Origin of the sequence: Nocardia vaccinii NBRC 15922, assembly GCF_001613305.1 — a bacterium.
Classification (GTDB): Bacteria; Actinomycetota; Actinomycetes; order Mycobacteriales; family Mycobacteriaceae; genus Nocardia; species Nocardia vaccinii.
The window spans coordinates 171,128-188,095 of the sequence record NZ_BDCC01000053.1 but is presented as its reverse complement, the minus strand read 5'-3'; the positions used below and the strand labels follow the sequence as shown (position 1 = coordinate 188,095).

Annotated in this window: 15 protein-coding genes and 1 pseudogene; 10 read left to right on the top strand and 6 right to left on the bottom strand. The window is 67.7% G+C overall.

Annotation, left to right across the window (positions count from 1 at the left end):
* Nucleotides 1–772: 772 nt before the first annotated feature.
* Nucleotides 773–1,741, top strand: a pseudogene (locus tag NV1_RS43950) (hypothetical protein); the annotation flags it as partial.
* An 878-nt stretch (nucleotides 1,742–2,619) separates the two neighbouring features.
* Here NV1_RS43950 and NV1_RS29710 read toward each other — a convergent pair.
* Nucleotides 2,620–3,441 carry an LLM class F420-dependent oxidoreductase gene (locus NV1_RS29710; protein WP_067898781.1) on the bottom strand — a complete coding sequence of 274 codons (822 nt, stop codon included), beginning with the start codon at nucleotides 3,439–3,441 and terminating at the stop codon, nucleotides 2,620–2,622.
* Between the two features lie 154 nt (nucleotides 3,442–3,595).
* Here NV1_RS29710 and NV1_RS29705 point away from each other — a divergent pair, with 154 nt between their 5' ends.
* Nucleotides 3,596–4,489 carry an HAD-IIA family hydrolase gene (locus NV1_RS29705; RefSeq protein WP_084525918.1) on the top strand — a complete coding sequence of 298 codons (894 nt, stop codon included), beginning with the start codon at nucleotides 3,596–3,598 and terminating at the stop codon, nucleotides 4,487–4,489.
* 75 nt (nucleotides 4,490–4,564) lie between these two features.
* Here NV1_RS29705 and NV1_RS29700 read toward each other — a convergent pair whose 3' ends face one another.
* The 4 genes from NV1_RS29700 to NV1_RS44705 all read right to left on the bottom strand — a co-directional run bounded on the left by NV1_RS29700 (nucleotide 4,565) and on the right by NV1_RS44705 (nucleotide 7,535).
* The gene (locus tag NV1_RS29700) at nucleotides 4,565–5,215 is read right to left on the bottom strand and encodes a YdcF family protein (protein ID WP_067898775.1); all 651 of its coding nucleotides are present in this window, start codon (nucleotides 5,213–5,215) and stop codon (nucleotides 4,565–4,567) included.
* A 154-nt stretch (nucleotides 5,216–5,369) separates the two neighbouring features.
* Nucleotides 5,370–5,879 carry a DUF7144 family membrane protein gene (locus NV1_RS29695; RefSeq protein WP_245713981.1) on the bottom strand — a complete coding sequence of 170 codons (510 nt, stop codon included), beginning with the start codon at nucleotides 5,877–5,879 and terminating at the stop codon, nucleotides 5,370–5,372.
* A gap of 265 nt (nucleotides 5,880–6,144) precedes the next feature.
* Nucleotides 6,145–7,170, bottom strand: a complete 1,026-nt coding sequence (locus tag NV1_RS29690; RefSeq protein WP_067898640.1) for a phosphotransferase family protein — start codon at nucleotides 7,168–7,170, stop codon at nucleotides 6,145–6,147.
* Nucleotides 7,170–7,535 (bottom strand): Rv3169 family protein, encoded by a 366-nt coding sequence (locus NV1_RS44705; RefSeq protein WP_067898637.1) that lies wholly within the window; start codon nucleotides 7,533–7,535, stop codon nucleotides 7,170–7,172. Before NV1_RS44705 ends, NV1_RS29690 begins: the two co-directional genes overlap by 1 nt.
* On the opposite strand from NV1_RS44705, the gene NV1_RS29680 reads away from it, so the two are divergent.
* From NV1_RS29680 to recN, 5 genes are read left to right on the top strand one after another with little or no spacing between them, the layout of a single operon-like run.
* Nucleotides 7,512–8,129: a TetR-like C-terminal domain-containing protein gene (locus tag NV1_RS29680; protein WP_067898634.1), complete on the top strand. Its 618-nt coding sequence runs from the start codon at nucleotides 7,512–7,514 to the stop codon at nucleotides 8,127–8,129. The genes NV1_RS44705 and NV1_RS29680 overlap by 24 nt on opposite strands.
* A 39-nt stretch (nucleotides 8,130–8,168) precedes the next feature.
* On the top strand, nucleotides 8,169–8,456 hold the full coding sequence (locus NV1_RS43945) for a hypothetical protein (protein WP_067898631.1): 288 nt from the start codon (nucleotides 8,169–8,171) through the stop codon (nucleotides 8,454–8,456).
* A gap of 1 nt (nucleotide 8,457) precedes the next feature.
* Nucleotides 8,458–9,273 (top strand): TlyA family RNA methyltransferase, encoded by an 816-nt coding sequence (locus tag NV1_RS29670; protein WP_067898628.1) that lies wholly within the window; start codon nucleotides 8,458–8,460, stop codon nucleotides 9,271–9,273.
* Nucleotides 9,270–10,256, top strand: a complete 987-nt coding sequence (locus tag NV1_RS29665) for an NAD kinase (RefSeq protein ID WP_067898625.1) — start codon at nucleotides 9,270–9,272, stop codon at nucleotides 10,254–10,256. The genes NV1_RS29670 and NV1_RS29665 overlap by 4 nt, the downstream gene beginning before the upstream one ends.
* Nucleotides 10,234–12,015, top strand: a complete 1,782-nt coding sequence (gene recN, locus NV1_RS29660) for a DNA repair protein RecN (protein WP_067898622.1) — start codon at nucleotides 10,234–10,236, stop codon at nucleotides 12,013–12,015. The genes NV1_RS29665 and recN overlap by 23 nt, the downstream gene beginning before the upstream one ends.
* A 211-nt stretch (nucleotides 12,016–12,226) precedes the next feature.
* Here the strand turns inward: recN and NV1_RS29655 are convergent, their stop codons facing one another.
* The gene (locus NV1_RS29655) at nucleotides 12,227–12,646 is read right to left on the bottom strand and encodes an SRPBCC family protein (protein WP_067898619.1); all 420 of its coding nucleotides are present in this window, start codon (nucleotides 12,644–12,646) and stop codon (nucleotides 12,227–12,229) included.
* A 208-nt stretch (nucleotides 12,647–12,854) separates the two neighbouring features.
* Here NV1_RS29655 and steA point away from each other — a divergent pair, with 208 nt between their 5' ends.
* From steA to pyrG, 3 genes are all read left to right on the top strand, one after another.
* A complete protein-coding gene (steA, locus tag NV1_RS29650) occupies nucleotides 12,855–14,075 on the top strand; it encodes a putative cytokinetic ring protein SteA (protein WP_067898616.1) in 1,221 nt (406 codons plus the stop codon).
* 10 nt (nucleotides 14,076–14,085) lie between these two features.
* On the top strand, nucleotides 14,086–15,009 hold the full coding sequence (locus tag NV1_RS29645; protein ID WP_067898613.1) for a copper transporter: 924 nt from the start codon (nucleotides 14,086–14,088) through the stop codon (nucleotides 15,007–15,009).
* Between the two features lie 198 nt (nucleotides 15,010–15,207).
* Nucleotides 15,208–16,935, top strand: coding sequence for a CTP synthase (pyrG, locus tag NV1_RS29640; protein ID WP_067898609.1), 1,728 nt, complete (start codon nucleotides 15,208–15,210; stop codon nucleotides 16,933–16,935).
* Nucleotides 16,936–16,968 lie beyond the last annotated feature (33 nt).

Genomic DNA, 16,968 nt, shown 5'->3' with positions numbered 1-16,968 from the left:
TCCTTTGCGAGAAGGGGACCCAGTCTTGGGTCCCCTTCTCTGCGTTTACAACCCTGTGCCGCCCGGTCGGGGTGTCACCCGTACATGATTGAATTTGATCGTGCGGGTCGCTCCCGCAGGTCACCCGTCACTGCGTGCGCTGCGGCCGGGTACGAGCAGAGTTGAGAAAGGGACCACCGTGTCGGAGCAGAACGACGGTCGCAAACCGTTCCGCCGCAACGGCGGTGGCCAGGGCGCCGGTGGTGAGCGGCGTGACGAAGATCGGCAGTATCCGCCGCGCGAGGACGCCGGGCACGGTGGTGAGCGGCGGTCCGGTGGCGGCTTCCGGCGCTCCGGTTCCGATCGCGGCGATTCCGGCCGCACCGAGTCGAATCGTCCGTACGAGCGGAACCGTGGTTCCGGGGATCGCACGGGCGGCGCCGGTCGTGGTGGTTCCGGCGGTCGGGAAGGCGGCGACCGAGGCGGTTTCCGGCGCGGTGGGTCCGCTCCGGACGATCGTGGCGGTTTCCAGCGGGGCAGCTCCGGTCCCGATGATCGCGGGGGTTTCCGGCGGGGTGGCTCCGATCGCGGCGACCAAGGTGATTTCCGGCGTGGTGAGGCCGAGTCCGGTGACCGTGGCGGGTTCCGTCGCGGACCTGATCGGGAGGGCCGTGGTGATCGCGGCGGGTTCGGCCGGACCGGGGAGCGGCGTGAATCCGGTCGGCCGGGTGGTGCCGACCGGGATGATGATCGCCGGGATCGGGATCGCTCGACGGGTGGATACCGCGGCGGTTCCGGTCGAGAGGACGCACGTCGTCCCGACCGCAAGGGCGGTGGACCACGCCGGGACGGCGATCGTCCGGGTGGTTACGATCGTGGCCGGGGTCGCGATGATCGCCGGGGACCTGCGCGTTCCTTCGAGGATGATGCTGGGCGGCCGGAGCCTGGGCGCGCCTCGGATCGCCCGTACGGCGGTGACCGCGGCCGCGGGCAGGGCGGTGACCGGCCCGGTGCGGACCGTGATTTCGGCTCGGACCGTCGCCGTGGCGGGGAGGGTGCGCAATTCGCAGCCGGCGGACGTGGCGGAGATCGCCGTCCGCCTCGTCCGGAGGAGCCCGCACTCCCCGAGGATGTGCAGGCAATCGACCTGGATTCGAGCGTCCGGCGCGACCTGCTGAGTCTCGACAAGGGCAATGCCGAGACCGTCGCCCGGCATTTGGTGATGGCCGCGCGCCTGATCGAGGATGAGCCGGAACTCGCGCTCGAACACGCCCGTGCCGCACGGCAGCGCGCAGGGCGGATCGCGGTGGTTCGGGAGACCGCCGGTGTCATCGCCTATCACGCGGGTGAATGGGCCGAGGCGCTCTCGGAACTGCGCACCGCGCGGCGGATGTCCGGCGGTGCCGGTCTGCTCGCGGTGATGGCCGATTGTGAACGTGGTCTCGGCCGTCCGGAACGGGCGATCGAACTCGGCCGCAGCGACGAGGCCCAGCAGTTGACCGCGGACGAGGCCACCGAACTGCGTATCGTCGTCGCCGGTGCCCGCATGGATCTGGGCCAATACGACCAGGCCGTCGTGACCCTCCAGACGCCGGAGCTCGATCCGGCCAGGGTCGGCCCGGCGTCGGCGCGCTTGTTCTATGCCTACGCCGAGGCGCTGCTCGCCGCCGATCGCTCGGACGAGGCCCTGAAATGGTTCCTCAATGCGGCGGCCGCGGACGTCGAGGGCGACACCGACGCCGAGGAGCGCGCCGAGGAACTCGCCGCCGCAGGATACGAGGACGACGAGTTCGACGAGGGCGAGATCGTCCCGGGCGGCCTGGGCCGCGACAGTGACGACGCCGGTCCGACAACCTCCGGCGACGACAGCCGCTGATCTCGCGGCTCGACCAAGCGAGGCGTGAGGCTCCCACAGGCCACGCGGCAAGGTGATCCGCGCGGCTGGCCTGCGGTCCCGACGCGTGTGCGACGATGGCGATGAGTTCGACGAGGGTGAAACAGCGTCCCGGGCGGCCTGGGCCGGGATAGTGGCGACAGCGGTACGCAGAACCCCCGGCGACGACGGTCGCTGATATCGGGCCGGCAGCGCCGCTCCCAGCGGCGAGTGGCACTTACATGGTCGCCTGTCGGTAGCTCGCCGACCGATCGGATCTGGCTGCGATCGCGGGGACGAAATCGGTCCCACAGCCGGTCCGGCACAGCCCCGCACAGGCCGAGCATGATGTGAGCCGCGCCGCCGATGCGGCAGTACGATCGCGGGCGTTCGACGGTCGCAGTCCGGTGGATGATTCGTGCGACTCGATCCGGTGCCAACCACGAGGTTGCGGCTGAGGCGGTCGACGGCCTCGGTGCTGAACTGGTGGTACTGACCGTCGCGGTGTCCGCTGTGGAAGGTGTGGTGTTCGGCGTCGGCGAACGAAGTGTCGATGCCGCCCAGCTGAATCACGTTCGCCCAGATCCCGAACGGTTCAGCTCGTGCCGCACGCTCGATTCCGATGGGATGACGGGAGATGCTCGTGCCGACTGCGTGCGGTAGAGGCGAGAACGGGTTCGGCCGTCCGGTCCGCCGGAACCCTGTGGCGAACATGTGATTCGGAGTGTCGGGCACGGGGTTCCGGCGATCGGTGACAGGAACCGAGCCTAATCGGTGTATTTCTCGGCGAGTGTTGCCAGTTGGTCGAGGGCGCGCAGGGTTTCGGCTTCGGGGGCCGTACCGAGTTCGAGGGTTACGCGTTGTACGCCTGCCTCGGCATAGGCGTCCAGTACTGCTGGATCGGCCGGGGCCGGGGTGATCATGATCGGCAGGCCGGTTGTGCGGAATTCGGCCAGTTGTTCGGTGACGGCCGCGGGGGTGGCGACGCCGTTGGGAATCCAGCCGACGCCGAGGCGGGTCGCGCGATCCCTGGCGGCCGCCCCACCGCCGATGAAGATGGGTGGATGAGGTTGTTGGACGGGTTTGGGCCAGGCGTAAATGGGGTCGAAATCGATGAATTCGCCGTGGAATTCGGCAGTGTCCTCGCTCCAGATCGCCTGGATGGCGACCAGCTGTTCGTCCAGTAGCGCACCGCGCGTGCGGGGGTCGGTACCGTGATCGGCCATCTCCTCACGATTCCAGCCGACACCGACACCGAAGACGACGCGGCCGCCGGAGAGCAGATCCAGGCTGGCCACCTCCTTGGCGGTGTGGATGACGTCGCGCTGGATCAGTAGCGTGACGCCGGTGCCCAGAACCAGGCGATCGGTCGCGGCCGCGATGGCGCCGAAGGCGACGAACGGATCGAGCGTGCGGTAATAGTGCCGGGGCAGCTCGTCGCGGCCCGGATACGGCGTCTTCCGGCTGGCCGGGATATGTGAATGTTCGGCGAGGAACAGCGATTCGAATCCCCGCTCTTCGAGTGCCCGGCCAAGTGCGGGACCGACGATGCCCTCGTCGGTCAGAAAGGTGTTGACTCCGATCTTCATACGAGGCCGAACCAGCGACCGTGCGGCCGTATTCCGCGACATGTGGTGGCTCGTGCGCGTCGAACCGGGCGCGGGCGGACCAAGTAGGCTCGAGCGGTCCGGGTAACGTCCCGGCGCGGTTATGTCGGTGGCGATGAAGGTGGTGCGAGCTTTCGTGACGAGGTTACGGGATCGGTTCGAGGCTCTGCTGCTGGATCTGGACGGCACCCTGTATCGGGGAAGCGCGGTGATCCCCGGCGCGCCCGAGGCGCTTTCGGGTGCCGACTCGGCGCAGTCGCTGATGTACGTCACGAACAACGCGAGCCGATCGGCGGCGGCGGTGGCCGCGCATCTGAGCGAGTTGGGGTTCCTCGCCGGTGCGGATCAGGTGGTGACCAGCGCCCAGGCCGCGGCGCGGGTACTCGCCGATCGGCTACCGCAGGGGGCTGGTGTGCTCATCGTCGGCGCGGACGATCTGGCCGCGGAGGTCGAATACGTCGGGTTGCGTCCGATACGACGGTTCGACGACGATGTGCCCGCCGCGGTCGTACAGGGCTATTCGCCGCACATCGCCTGGCCGGACCTGGCCGAGGCCGCCTATGCGGTGCGGGCGGGTGCGTTGTGGGTGGCCGCGAACACCGACGCGACCCTGCCCACCGAACGGGGACTGGCCCCGGGAAACGGTGCGATGGTCGCCGCGCTGCGTACCGCCACCGATGTCGAGCCGATCGTCGCGGGCAAGCCGTACACCCCGTTGGTCGAGGACGCGCTCACCCGAGCGGGAACCCGGTCGGCTCTGGTGGTCGGTGACCGCCTCGATACCGATATCGACGGCGCGCTGGGTGTGAAGCTGGAGTCCCTGCTCGTCCTCACCGGCGTCAGCACCCTCGCCGATCTCGGCGCGCGGTCCGCCGATCGTCTCCCGGCCTATGTGGCCGACAGTCTGGATGCACTGAATCACCCTGTGGTGCAAGATGATCCGGTCCGGCACAGTGATGGTGGCCTGGCGGATCGGGTGTCCGAACGGCTGCACCGCTACCCGGGCAGGGCCATTCCGATCATCGGTTAGCGCAGCGTTCGGAGTCGCTGCGGTCTCGCCGGTTCGCGGGTTCATGGGCGACGGTGTGCGTGAACTCGAGTGGCGCTATTCGGTCCGCCGGAGGTCGAGTTCGCCCAGGGCGCGCACGACCATGCGGCCGACGTTACGGCGGACGATGGCGGCGAATTCATGTGCGGCGGTAGGCATTTTCAACCACCATGCTTCGAAGGGGCGGTAGTCGGCGGCCGGAGTCAGGCGGGCGGCCAGGTCGGGTCGTTGCAGGTGGAGATAGCGGCGAGCGCGGGCGGCGTGCATGGGGGAGGAGACGATGGTGATCCGCTCGGCGTTCTCGATCAGCGGAATCGTGAATTCTATATTCTGCCAAGTGCTTTCGGCCTCGGCCTCGGTGCGGATGGATTCGGCCGGGATACCGAGCCGCTCGTGCGCGTAACGCGCCATCACATCGGCTTCGACCCACCGGCTCTTGACCGCGCCGCCGGTGAACACAACGAGCGCGCCGGGCGTCATCGAGCGCGCCGCGATCCGGCAGCGCCACCGCTGCAGCGGGTGCAGGCTGCCGTCGGCGCGGGTGGGGAAACCCAGAACCACGAGGGCGTGGGTCCCCTGGCCGGTCTGTGGCCGGGTGCCGAGATACCGGCGGGTGGCACGCCAGTGCATCCACTCCGAGCAGCCGACGATCGCCGCCGCGGTCGCGACAGCACAGCCCAGAATCGCGCCCACTCCCTTGGTTCGCATGCGGTCATTGTGCCAACCGGCACTGTCCGCGTGCGTCATCCCGGCGTCGCCGCCCCGTCGCGCGTTCCGACGGGGCGGGCCGCCGTCATGAGAATTCGATCGCTGCCACGACGGCCCGGCGTGCGAGACCGTCGTGTCATCCAGTTCGCTCGGGTCAGGTCGCGGTGTGCGCGGCCGTGTCGTGCGCGGGGTGATGCCAGGTGGCGATGGCCCAGATCAGGAACGCGTCCAAGGCGATGATCAGGACCGACCACCACGGGTTGTGTGGCAACCAGAGGAAATTCGCCACCATCGACGCCGCGGCCAGCACGATCGCCAGGGTTCGCGCCCAGAGCCGGCCGGTGATCAGCGCTACGGCGGCGAGCACCAGCAGTGCGCCGATGACGATGTGGATCACCCCCCAGCCGGTGGCGTTCCACTGATATGTGTAGTGCGGGCCTACCACGATGATGTCGTCGTATTCGATCGCCGAGATACCTTCCAGAATCTGGAGGGCGCCGGCGACGAGCATCAATACCATCGCCCCGATCGTGCCCACCGCCGCGGCCCCCTGGCGCAGGCTCGTCGCGCCCCCCTCGTGGCGGCCCCGTGAGACGGCAGGCTCGGTTCTGGCGTTCGGGCCCGTCGGTGGTACCTGCGCGGTAGGTGTTGGCTGGTCCGACATTTTTCCTCCCTCGGCCGATTGCGATCTGTTCATTGCCGCTGTACCCCGCGTGGTAATTCCGACACCGGGGTTTCACCGAGTTGGCGCATAAACGGGCCGATTCCGGAACCTGAGCCGAAAGCGAACCCATCCCTCAGAATACTATTTTGCGTTCGATGTTCGGCGCTTGTGCCGGAATGTTCTTTATGGCGGTGGGCCCCGGAACGGTCCGCACCGGCGGCACCGGGGCTCTGGCCGTGCCGGTGCCGCCGGCGGTGCGAGGTGGTCAGTTCGTTGTGTGAAGTAGTTGTTCGATTCGTGCCGCGCAGAATGCGGTCGGGTCGAGATCGGGTGGGAGTTGCAGGCGGTGTGCCATCCGTAGCAGCGGAATGCTGAGCAAGACCGCGGCGAGGATTTCGTTGAAGACCAGGTTGCCGACCGGCATTCCGGTGCGGTGTTCGTAGTATTCGATCGTCTCCTGCCGGGAGGGTGTGCCGGGCGCCGGGGGGTGTCCTTCGAACTCGGTGCAGGCCCAGTCCAGGAACAGCATCCAGGCCAGGTCGGCTTCGTGGTCACCGAGGTGGGCGATTTCCCAGTCGAGCACGCCGGTGGCACGTAAATCCCGGTCGTAGAGGATGTTCGACATGCGGGCGTCGCCCCAGCACAGTGTGACGTGCTCGGGTCGGTAGTGGTTGGCGCGCAACCATGCCACGCCGCGCCGCAGCGCCGGCGGCTGATCGGTCGCTGCCCACGCCAGGGCAGCGTCGACATAACCGACGATTTGTTCGATCGGGTCGTCGCCGAACTGGGGGAAGGCCAGGAAGTCGAGGTTCAGGGCTCGGGAATCGAGTCGGTGGATGTCGGCGATCGCGTCGACACACCCCCACCACATCTGTGCCCTGCCTGCTGGATCGGCATCGAAATAGTTGCCGGCGGTGTGGTAGGACGGGTAGTCGCTGGGTGCTTCTCCCGGGATGCGGTCCATGATGAAGTACGGTCCGCCCAGGGGGTTGTCGTCGCGGTCGAGCCAGCGCACGGTCGGTATCGGGAGGCCGGTGTTCGTGAGGCGCCGCATCATCAGCACTTGGCGCAGGAGATCGTAGTCGGGGAACAGGGCCACTTCCGGTGGTCGCCGCAGCACCAGCGGGTGCACCGTATCGCCGCAGTCGAAGTCGAACAGGTAGGTTTCGGTGGCCAGTCCGCGAGGACTGGATGTCCAATTGCGGACCTTCCCCGTGGCTGCGTCCGCGATTCGTTGCCGCAGTATGGGTTCCAGGGCGGCTGGTAGCTGCTCGGTGAGAAGTCGCGGCATCAGTACCCCCGGTAGCCGTAACGGGTGTTGCGGCCCATGAACACCATTTCCACCAGGCCGTGACCCACTTTTCCGTCGCATTCGACCCGGCAGAAGGTTTCGGTCAGCATGCTGACCTGCCGCAGGTCGTCGGTGTCGTTGAGGTCCGCGGTGAAGTTGTCGCTCCAGAAGCGTCCTTTCCAGATTCCGGAGGCATAGCCGCGGTAGTTGTCGTACCCGGCCAGTCCGGGCCAGAAGCTCGAGATCGGCGTGATGGTGAACTCGCGCTCGCTGCGGTCGGCCGCGCGGACGGTGAAGGAACCGCCCGAGACGATGCGGAAGTCGTCGCGGAACCGCAGGTCGTGGTCGACGCTGCGGACCGGCACGGCCGGTGCGTCGGAGTTCAGTGGCGGCAGGACCGTGCCCTCTACCGCCGCTGGCCCAGCAAGGTGCCGCTGGTCGAGGACGCGATCTTCGCGCTGGATACCGGCGTGACACCCGCGCCGACCGGAGACCTGCGTGCGGATCTGCTGGCGTGGACGCGACTGTTCTACACCGCCGCCGGCCACCCCGCGGCGCGCTCGGCCATCCCCGGTCTGTTGTCGGCCTATCACGACGACCACGACAGCTACCGCCGGTTGCTGGACCGCGGCGAGCGGCCTGCCCGCCGCGCCCTCCGTGAAACCGTCGACGCCGCAATCGAATCCGGCTCGGCATCGCCCGGCGCCGACGTCGACGCGCTGTTCGAATTTCTCCGTGGCGCCACGGTCGTGGGGCACTCACCCGAGGCGAAGGCGACGCCGAGGTCTTCTGTCAGCAGATTGCCGACGCCCTGGTCGCCGTGGTTACCGCGGCCCGGCCGTGAAATCGGCGGCCGGCGACGGCAGGAGAGTGGCTGCTGTCTCGTCCCTCGCCGATCATGTGTGGACGGTGTCTCCGGTCTCACTCGGTCGTGCGCGCTCGGCCCGAACCCCGCCTGATACTTGTGGAACCGTATCTCCGGTAGCGTTGTCGGTACCATGACTACGCCGACGTCGCATACGCCCGGGCCCAGCGGGCCTCGGCCGGGAGTGCCGCTGCCCGGCCAGCATCTGCAAGGTGCCGATCCGGCGGGGTTCGCCGATCCGGCGTCCGTGCGCGCGCAGATCGACGAGCTGATGTCCGAACTGCGGGCCGGATCGCGTGCGACCGATACCGGCGGTGCGGAAGCGGCCGGCGCGGGAGCCGAGATCACCCGGCGTGCCCGCATTCTGGAGCAGGCACACGACGTGCTGGTCCAGGCTCTGTCGACGGTGGACAAGATCTGAGGTGGCCAAGCGCGCTCGGGTGGACGCGGAACTGGTTCGCCGTGGTTTGGCACGCTCGCGGGAGCATGCGGTCGAACTGATCGGTGCGGGCCGGGTATTGATCAACGGTTCGGTCGCCTCGAAACCGGCGACGGCCGTCGAGGCGGGAACACCGCTGCTGGTGCGGGAGGAACCGGACGAGGTGCGGTGGGCCTCGCGCGGCGCACACAAACTGCTCGGTGCGCTCGAGGCGTTCGAACCGCGTGGCCTCACCGTCTCGGGTCGCCGCTGCCTCGACGCCGGCGCGTCGACCGGCGGATTCACCGATGTGCTGCTCACCCGGGGCGCGCGTGAGGTGGTCGCGGTCGATGTCGGCTACGGGCAGTTGGTGTGGCGATTGCAGACCGACGAACGGGTCCGGGTATTGGATCGCACGAATGTCCGAGCGCTCACCCCGGAGGCAATCGGCGGACCCGTCGAATTGGTCGTCGCGGACCTGTCGTTCATCTCGCTGGGACTCGTCCTGCCCGCGTTGGCGGAGTGCTCCCGTCCCGGCGCCGACTTGTTGCCGATGGTCAAGCCGCAGTTCGAGGTCGGCAAGGACCGAGTAGGCTCCGGCGGTGTGGTGCGGGATCCCGCGTTGCGCGCCGAATCGGTGCGGGAGGTGGCTGTGACGGCCGCCGCCCTCGGTCTGCGCACCCGCGGGGTGGTGGCGAGCCCGCTGCCCGGACCGTCCGGCAATGTCGAGTACTTCCTGTGGTTGCGCCGGGAGGATGGCGATGCAGAGGTGGATGTGACTGCGCTGGTGCAGCGCGCGGTGGAGGAGGGCCCACAGTGAACCGGGAGATTCTGCTGGTCGCGCATCCCGGCCGTGCCGAACTCACCGAGACCGCGCACCGGGTGGCGAAGATCTTCTCCGAGGCGGGCATCGGCCTGCGCGTACTCGCCGACGAGGCGTACAGCACCAAACTCGACTGTGATGAGAGCGCCGAACCCGACGGGTATCCGGTGCGGTCGGTCGCGCACGGGCCGGATGCCGCGGTGGGATGCGAGATGGTGCTTGCGCTCGGCGGTGACGGCACGTTTCTGCGCGCGGCGGAGATGGCGCGTTCGGCGCGGGTGCCGGTGCTGGGGATCAACCTGGGGCGCATCGGATTTCTCACCGAGGCCGAGGCCGAGAACATCGATGAGGCGTTGGCGCAGGTGGTGCGCGGCGATTACCGCATCGAGCAGCGGATGACGATAGATGTCAGTGTCCGCGTCGATGATGTGGTGGTGGAACGCGGCTGGGCGCTCAACGAGGCCAGTATCGAGAATGCCGTCCGGATGGGCGTGCTGGAATTGGTGCTGGAGGTCGACGGGCGTCCGGTCTCGCAATTCGGGTGCGACGGGGTCCTCATCGCGACCCCGACCGGATCCACGGCCTATGCCTTCTCCGCGGGCGGCCCGGTGGTGTGGCCGGAGCTCGAGGCGCTGCTGGTGATTCCGAGCAATGCGCACGCGTTGTTCGCGCGACCGCTGGTGACCAGTCCGGACTCCCGGATCGCGGTGGAAACCGTTGCGACAGGACATGATGCGGTGGTATTCCTGGACGGCCGCCGCACCTTGGCGCTGCCGCGCGGTGCGCGTTTCGAGGCGGTCCGCGGGGACGAGCCGGTGCGGTGGGTGCGGCTGGATTCCGCGCCGTTCACCGATCGGATGGTGCGCAAATTCCAGTTGCCGGTGACAGGATGGCGAGGCCGGCGGCCGGAGCACACCCGCTCGGGCGACAGCGAAAACCGCCGAACGGAGAGCACGAGTGCTGACAGAGATACGGATTGACGGTCTCGGCGTCATATCCAGCGCCACAGCGCAATTCCATGCGGGGTTGACCTGCCTGACCGGTGAGACGGGCGCGGGCAAGACCATGGTGGTGACGAGCCTGCACTTGCTGAGCGGTGCTCGCGCCGATGCCGGCCGGGTGCGCAGGGGGGCGACGCGCGCGGTGGTGGAAGGGCGGTTCACGGTCGAGGAGGTGCACGACGCCGCTCGCGACGAGGTCGAGAAGGTGCTGGAATCGACCGGGGCGCAACGGGATGACGACGGCAGCATCATCGCGGTCCGCACCGTCGGCAGTGATGGGCGTTCCCGGGCGCATCTGGGCGGACGCAGTGTGCCGGCGGCGGTGCTGGGCGATTTCACCGCACCGTTGCTGACGGTGCACGGTCAGAACGATCAGTTGCGCTTGCAGCGGCCCGATCAGCAGTTGCAGGCATTGGATCAGTTCGCGGGCGATTCGGTCGCGAGTCTGCTGCGCAAGTATCGCCTGGCCCGGCGCACCTGGTTGCAGACCCGGAGCGAATTGCTCGAACGCACCGCTCGCAGCCGCGAACTCGCGCTCGAGGCCGACCGGCTGAAGCATTCGCTCGACGAAATCGACGCTCTGGCACCGGAATCCGGTGAGGACGAGCGCATCGTCGCCGAGGTGCGGCGGCTGTCGGATCTGGATTCGCTGCGCGAGGCGGCGACCGGGGCGCACGACGCGCTGGCCGGTCCGGCCGATGCGCCCGGCGAGGAGTCGGGGGCGCTCGATCTGCTGGGTGCGGCCCGCTCGCGACTGGAGTCGGCGCAGGATCCGGCGCTGAGCGATCTGGCGCCGCGGCTGGGCGATGCGATCTCGGTCGTGGTGGATCTGACCACCGAGCTCAGTGGTTATCTGTCGGACCTGCCATCGGATCCCAACGCGCTGGATTCGCTGCTCAACCGGCAGGCCGAATTGAAAACGCTGACAAGGAAGTACGCGCCCGATATCGACGGCGTGCTGGCCTGGGCCGCCGATGCGCGCGGGCGGCTGGATTCGCTGGACGTGTCCGAGGAGGCGCTGTCCGCGCTGGCCGCGGAGGTCGAGGCGGCCGCCGGTGAGGTGCGCGAGGCCGCGCGCAAACTCACCGCCGCGCGCACCAAGTCGGCCAAGAAGCTGGCCGCCGCGGTGAGCACCGAATTGGGCGGGCTGGCGATGGGGCGTGCGAAACTCGAGGTGCAGGTGCGCTCGATGCCCGCCGGCGCCCAGGATTCGGCACCGATCACGGTGGGCGGCGAGGAATTACATGCCGGATCCAACGGTGTCGACGAGGTCGAGTTCCGGTTGTCGGCGCATTCGGGGGCGCAGTCGCTGCCGTTGAGCCGCAGTGCCTCCGGTGGTGAGCTGTCCCGGGTGATGCTGGCGCTCGAGGTGGTGCTGGCCCGGTCCGAACACGGCAGCACGATGGTTTTCGACGAGGTCGACGCCGGTGTGGGCGGTCGGGCCGCGGTGGAGATCGGCCGCCGGTTGGCCCGGTTGGCCCGCACCCACCAGGTGATCGTGGTGACCCACCTGCCGCAGGTGGCCGCGTTCGCCGACACCCATCTGGTGGTGGACAAGGTCGACGACGGCAAGGGTGTCAACAGTGGCGTGCGCGCCCTGACCGACGACGAGCGCGTCAAGGAACTCGCCCGCATGCTGGCCGGTCTCGACGACACCGAAACCGGCCGAGCCCACGCGGAAGAACTCCTCGCAACGGCCAACTCCGAGAAGGACACCGCCGCTCCGGCGGCCAGTTGACACGCCACGACCTGTCGCCGCCCGAAGCCGGTCGCCCAAGGTTTTCAGCGCGGGCTCGTCGTTGCGAGCTCGAAGCGCATGGCCGAAGGCCGAGTCTCGAGCGTGCAACGACGAGCCTTACAGCGCCGGAAACCTGCCGCAGCGAAGCGGAGGCCGAAGATACAGCAGCGAAGCGGAGGCCGAAGATACTGCAGCGAAGCGGAGGCCGAAATTACCGCACAGCTTTGCGTGCTGCGGATAGGAATGGGTTGATCAGGCCGCGGAGGGCGAGTTCGGTGACGCGGTCGGGGACGGGGAGTTTGGGCTCGGAATCCATGCGGTAGGAGACCAGGGTGCCGCCGGGGGCGTCGGCGAAGGTGATGATGCCGACGTGGCTGCGCACGGGTGCGCCGGCGACGATTTTGTATTCCATGCGTTCGCCGGGAACCAACAGTGTGGTCTCCTCGGTGACGCCCACGCCGCCCCGGCCGACGAGGAATTGCGCACCCACGCCGGTGCGCTCGGTGTCGCCGGGCTTCTTCAGCGTGAATCGGACGGGCAAATAACCGTTGAGGCTGTCGCGTTCGCTGAAGAGTTTGTAGACGACGTCGCGGGGAGCGGAAATCACCGTGTCGATGGTGGTGCTGGCCATGGGCGAATCTCCTTGCGATTCTGGTCGGGCGCGGCGGCGCGGCGAAATTCCTGTGACAAGTAGTCTCAGCAATACGCCGCGGGGACAGCATATCGGTACCGGATCCCTTCGGCGCGCGAAGTGTCAGTGGCGTCGCGGTAATGAATGTGATAGAGAATGCGGCGCGCCTCCAGCAATGGTTGAGACTTTGCGGTCAGTATCGGTTGCCATGAAGATGCTGGCGCTGTTGTCGAAGAACAACGAAATGCTGCCGGGCCATACGGGGCTGGCGCGCGTCGACCGCAACACCCGGCGTCTGCTCAAAAGAGTGGGACCGGGCGATGTCGTGGTGCTCGACGAGATGGACCTGGATCGGCTCACCGCCGACCGGCTCGTCGAGGCGGGAGTGGCGGCCGTGGTCAACGCCTCGCCATCGATTTCCGGGCGCTATCCGAATCTCGGGCCGGAGGTGCTGGTCGCCAACGGAATCGCACTGCTGGACGCGGTATCCAACGACGTCTTCGCCAAGATCAAGGACGGCGCGAAGGTCCGCATCGACGGTGGCGTGGTCTATGCCGACCGGCTCACCAAGAAGGATCCCGAGGTGCTGGTCGAGGGGATCGAGCTCACCGAATCCACCATCGCCGAACGGATGATCGCCGCGCGCAACGGGCTGGCCGATCATCTGGAGGCATTCTCGGGCAATACGATCGAATTCATCCGCACCGAGAGTGCGCTGCTGATCGATGGTTTCGGTGTTCCGGAGCTGGATCTGGACATGCGTAACCGGCATGTCGTGGTGGTTGCCGACGGGCCGGACCATCGCGACGACCTACGCTCGCTCAAACCCTTCATCAAGGAGTACGCACCGATTCTCGTCGGCGTCGGGCGCGGTGCGGACACTTTGGCGCGCTGTGGTTACCGGCCCGATCTGATCGTCGGCGATCCCGAGGAGATCACCGCCACCACACTCAAATCCGGCGCCGAGGTGATCCTGCCCGCCGACACCGACGGTCACGCGAAGGGCTTGGACCGCATCCAGGACCTCGGCGTCGGGGCGACCACGTTCCCCTCCTCGGGGTCGGCCCCGGACCTGGCTTTGTTGCTGGCCGACCATCACGGGGCGGCGTTGATCATCACCTGCGGTGCGGCGGCCTCACTGGACGATTTCTTCGATCGCAGCCGCCGCGAATCCAATCCGGCGACCTTCCTGACCCGGCTCAAGGCCGGTCCGAAACTGATGGACGCCAAGGCCGTCGCCACGCTCTACAGCCATCGCACCTCGGGTTGGGCTCTGGCACTGGTGGTGCTGGCCGCGTTGGTCGCGCTCATCGTCGCGGTGCTGGCCTCGCATCTGGGCGGGGAGGCGCTGGACTGGGCCGCGTCGGTGTGGCATCAGGTCCGCGGCGTGGCACACGACCTATCGAACTTGTTGAATCGGCAACACTGAAGGGGAACAGGTGATTTCGCTACGCCAGCACGCCGTCTCGATTGCGGGGATCTTCCTCGCGATGGCAATCGGGGTGGTGTTCGGTTCGCATTCGGGGGTGCTGACCGCGCTACGCCCGGATCATGGATTGCAGACGAAAGTCGACACGCTGACCACTCAGCATGCCCGGCTCAGCGGTGAACTCGCCGCCTCCGATGCCTTCCTCGCCGGGGCGCAGGGGCGTCTGCTCGGCGGCACCCTCGGCGGGCATAGCGTGTTGTTGTTCACCACGCCCGACGCCGATCGCGGCGACGTGGAGTCGGTCGGCAAGGCGTTGCGGGCCGCGGGCGCGACGGTGACCGGCACGATTGCGCTGACGAATCCGTTCGTCGACTCCGGTCAGGGGGATCGGCTGCGCACCGCGGTGACCAATATGATTCCCGCCGGTGCGCAGCTGCAGACCGCATCGGTCGACCAGGGCAGCCTCGCCGGTGATCTGCTCGGGCTGGCATTGCTGGACGATCCCGCCGACGGACATCAGCGTGCCACTCCCCAGGAGCGTGCCCTGATCCTGAACACCCTGCGTAGCGGCGGTTTCCTCACCTTCGGTGACGTGCAGCCGGCCCAGTTGGCCGTCGTGGTCACCGGTGACGGCGCACAGGCCGCGCAGGACGACCAGGGTTCGATCATCGCTAAATTCGCGGGCGGCTTGCGGGGACGCGGTGCGGGGACCGTGCTGGCGGGCCGGGCCGGGTCAGCCGACGGCGCGGGCCCGATCGCGGTGGTGCGCTCGGACGGCCCGCTGGCCGGTTCGGTGACGACGGTCGACAATGTGGATCACGAAATCGGCAGGGTCACAACGGCTCTCGGATTGAGTGAACAGCTGAAGGGGCTCACCGGGCGGTACGGCACCGGGGCCAAGGCCAGTTCGCTGACCGTCGCGGCGCTGCCGTAGCCGGGGCACTGACCGGTGCTCGTGATCACATCGCGGCGTTGCGGGCACATTCGCAGCAGTGATTCACGCCCGAGGACCGGATGCTGTTCGAGGGGGTCGCGATGATGTGACGCCAGCGCGAATCACCGGCCAGCCACCGTTCGGCTACTGTGCGCCGTATTCGATTCACGGGCCTTTTTCGTGTTAACGTGAAGACCCGTGGGTCAATCACGGATTCCGTCGCGAACGGCTACCAAACACATCTTCGTCAGCGGTGGCGTCGCCTCCTCACTGGGTAAGGGCCTGACGGCTTCCAGCCTCGGCCAGTTGCTCACCTCGCGTGGCCTGCGGGTGACGATGCAGAAGCTCGATCCGTACCTCAACGTCGATCCCGGCACCATGAACCCGTTCCAGCATGGCGAGGTGTTCGTGACCGAGGACGGCGCCGAGACCGACCTCGACGTCGGTCACTACGAGCGTTTCCTGGACCGAAATCTGACCCAGTACGCGAATGTCACTACGGGACAGGTGTATTCGTCGGTCATCGCCAAGGAGCGGCGTGGCGAGTATCTGGGCGACACCGTCCAGGTCATCCCGCACATCACCGACGAGATCAAGTCCCGCATCCTGGCGATGAGCGCCCCGGACCGCGAGGGCAACACCCCCGATGTGGTGATCACCGAGATCGGCGGCACCGTCGGCGATATCGAATCCCAGCCGTTCCTCGAGGCGGCCCGGCAGATCCGGCACGAGGTGGGCCGGGACAACTGCTTCTTCCTGCACGTCACGCTGGTGCCGTATCTGGCGCCCTCGGGCGAGCTCAAGACCAAGCCGACCCAGCATTCGGTGGCGGCCCTGCGCAATATCGGCATCCAGCCCGACGCGCTGGTGCTGCGCTGTGATCGTGAGGTCCCGCAGGGATTGAAGAACAAGATCGCGCTGATGTGCGACGTCGAGGTCGAGGCGTGCATTTCGACCCCGGACGCGCCCTCGATCTACGACATTCCGCGGGTGCTGCACCGCGAGGGCCTGGACGCCTATGTGGTGCGCCGGCTCGGCCTGCCGTTCCGGGATGTGGACTGGACGGTGTGGGGTGATCTGCTCGAGCGGGTGCACAACCCACGCGAGCAGGTGACCGTCGCGCTGGTCGGCAAATATGTCGATCTGCCCGACGCTTATCTGTCGGTCACCGAGGCGCTGCGTGCGGGCGGATTCGCGCGCCGGGCGAAGGTGAACATCCGCTGGGTGCGGTCCGACGAGTGCGAGTCTCTCAGCGGTGCGCAGACATATCTGGGCGATGTGGACGCGGTGCTCATCCCCGGCGGATTCGGCATTCGCGGTATCGAGGGCAAGGTCGGCGCGATTCGCTACGCGCGCACTCGCGGCATTCCGCTGCTCGGGTTGTGCCTGGGTCTGCAGTGCGTGGTGATCGAGGCCGCACGTGCGGTCGGGTTGGACGATGCCAATTCCGCGGAATTCGAGCCGGAGACCTCGCATCCGGTGATCTCCACGATGGCCGATCAGGAGCAGGCGGTCGCCGGTGAGGCCGATCTGGGCGGCACCATGCGACTGGGCGCGTACCCCGCGATTCTGGAGCAGGGGTCGGTCGTGGCGCAGGCGTACGGGGAGAACGAGGTCTCCGAGCGGCACCGGCACCGCTACGAGGTGAACAACGCCTACCGCGCCAAGATCGCCGAGAGCGGACTGCGTTTCAGCGGCACCTCCCCGGATGGACATCTGGTCGAATTCGTCGAACTGCCCGCCGACAAACATCCGTTCTTCGTCGCCACCCAGGCTCACCCCGAGCTCAAGAGCCGCCCGACGCGCCCGCATCCGCTGTTCGCCGCGCTCATCGCGGCGGCGCTGAAATACAAAGCGGCCGAACGTCTTCCGGTTGACATCGATGGCGATATGGAACTCGGCGAAGCGCAGAGTGTGGCCCGGTGAGCGAACCATCGGCACAGCGGGCGTCGCGCGGGG

Coding starts and splice junctions, on each gene's coding strand:
- NV1_RS43945 (WP_067898631.1), top strand. CDS start 8,169: ATGACTACGCCGACGTCGCATACGCCCGGGCCCAGCGGGCCTCGGCCG.
- NV1_RS29690 (WP_067898640.1), bottom strand. CDS start 7,170: ATGCCGCGACTTCTCACCGAGCAGCTACCAGCCGCCCTGGAACCCATA.
- NV1_RS29655 (WP_067898619.1), bottom strand. CDS start 12,646: ATGGCCAGCACCACCATCGACACGGTGATTTCCGCTCCCCGCGACGTC.
- steA (WP_067898616.1), top strand. CDS start 12,855: ATGAAGATGCTGGCGCTGTTGTCGAAGAACAACGAAATGCTGCCGGGC.
- NV1_RS29710 (WP_067898781.1), bottom strand. CDS start 3,441: ATGAAGATCGGAGTCAACACCTTTCTGACCGACGAGGGCATCGTCGGT.
- NV1_RS29695 (WP_245713981.1), bottom strand. CDS start 5,879: ATGTCGGACCAGCCAACACCTACCGCGCAGGTACCACCGACGGGCCCG.
- NV1_RS29700 (WP_067898775.1), bottom strand. CDS start 5,215: ATGCGAACCAAGGGAGTGGGCGCGATTCTGGGCTGTGCTGTCGCGACC.